The organism is Sulfurimonas sp. C5, from assembly GCF_029872055.1.
Classification (GTDB): domain Bacteria; phylum Campylobacterota; class Campylobacteria; order Campylobacterales; family Sulfurimonadaceae; genus Sulfurimonas.
This window is the reverse complement of the sequence record NZ_JARXNQ010000016.1, coordinates 1-1,777: the sequence shown is the minus strand read 5'-3', so window position 1 is coordinate 1,777 and position 1,777 is coordinate 1. Positions and strand designations below refer to the sequence as shown.

Annotated in this window: 1 rRNA gene; it reads left to right on the top strand. The window is 47.8% G+C overall.

Features of this window, described 5'->3' with window-relative positions:
• Positions 1-148 precede the first annotated feature (148 nt).
• Positions 149-1,666, top strand: a 16S ribosomal RNA gene (locus P6N22_RS10595).
• Positions 1,667-1,777: the final 111 nt, after the last annotated feature.

Genomic DNA, 1,777 nt, shown 5'->3' with positions numbered 1-1,777 from the left:
AGTTTGAGATCATTGAAAACTAAGCAAGCGAGAGCTTGAGATAATAACTAATAATACAACAACCGTCTATTAACTTTTAACAGTTAGTAGATAACTTTAAGATAAAGCCAATGATTTTTAAATCTTGGGCTAAAGATTAAACAATTCAATTATGGAGAGTTTGATCCTGGCTCAGAATGAACGCTGGCGGCGTGCTTAACACATGCAAGTCGAACGGTAACAGGAGGAGCTTGCTCCTTGCTGACGAGTGGCGCACGGGTGAGTAATATATAGGTAATGTGCCCCTTAGTCTGGGATAGCCACTGGAAACGGTGATTAATACTAGATACTCCTTCTCTTCATAAGTAGAGTCGGGAAAGTTTTTTCGCTAAGGGATCGGCCTATATCCTATCAGTTAGTTGGTGAGGTAATGGCTCACCAAGGCAATGACGGGTAGCGGGTTTGAGAGGATGATCCGCCACACTGGTACTGAGACACGGACCAGACTCCTACGGGAGGCAGCAGTGAGGAATATTGCACAATGGGGGAAACCCTGATGCAGCAACGCCGCGTGGAGGATGACGCATTTCGGTGTGTAAACTCCTTTTATATGTCAAGAAAATGACGGTAGCATATGAATAAGCACCGGCTAACTCCGTGCCAGCAGCCGCGGTAATACGGAGGGTGCAAGCGTTATTCGGAATCACTGGGCGTAAAGGACGCGTAGGCGGGTTTTCAAGTCAGGTGTGAAATCCTACAGCTTAACTGTAGAACTGCACTTGAAACTGTAAACCTAGAGTATGGAAGGGGCAGATGGAATTAGTGGTGTAGGGGTAAAATCCGTAGATATCACTAGGAATACCGAAAGCGAAGGCGATCTGCTGGGACATTACTGACGCTAAGGCGTGAAAGCGTGGGGAGCAAACAGGATTAGATACCCTGGTAGTCCACGCCCTAAACGATGAACACTAGTCGTCGGAGTACTAGTTACTTCGGTGATGCACTTAACAGATTAAGTGTTCCGCCTGGGGAGTACGGTCGCAAGATTAAAACTCAAAGGAATAGACGGGGACCCGCACAAGTGGTGGAGCATGTGGTTTAATTCGAAGATACACGAAGAACCTTACCTGGCCTTGACATTGATAGAACACACCAGAGATGGAGTGGTGCCCTTCGGGGAACTTGAAAACAGGTGCTGCACGGCTGTCGTCAGCTCGTGTCGTGAGATGTTGGGTTAAGTCCCGCAACGAGCGCAACCCTCGTCCTTAGTTGCCAGCAGTTCGGCTGGGCACTCTAAGGAGACTGCCTTCGCAAGGAGGAGGAAGGTGAGGACGACGTCAAGTCATCATGGCCCTTACGGCCAGGGCTACACACGTGCTACAATGGGGCGTACAGAGAGTTGCGATACCGCGAGGTGGAGCCAATCTCATAAAGCGTCTCTCAGTTCGGATTGTTCTCTGCAACTCGAGAACATGAAGCTGGAATCACTAGTAATCGTAGATCAGCTATGCTACGGTGAATACGTTCCCGGGTCTTGTACTCACCGCCCGTCACACCATGGGAGTTGATTTCACCCGAAATCGGGAAGCTAACCTTCGGGAGGCTACCGCTTACGGTGGAATTAGCGACTGGGGTGAAGTCGTAACAAGGTAACCGTAGGAGAACCTGCGGTTGGATCACCTCCTTTCTAGAGTAATGAGTAATCATTCGTTTGATTAGCTCAATAAAGAATCTCACGATTCAACAAAGTATTATTTCTTGTCTCTTCTTGCTTAGTTTTCAGTGATCTAAGTTCATT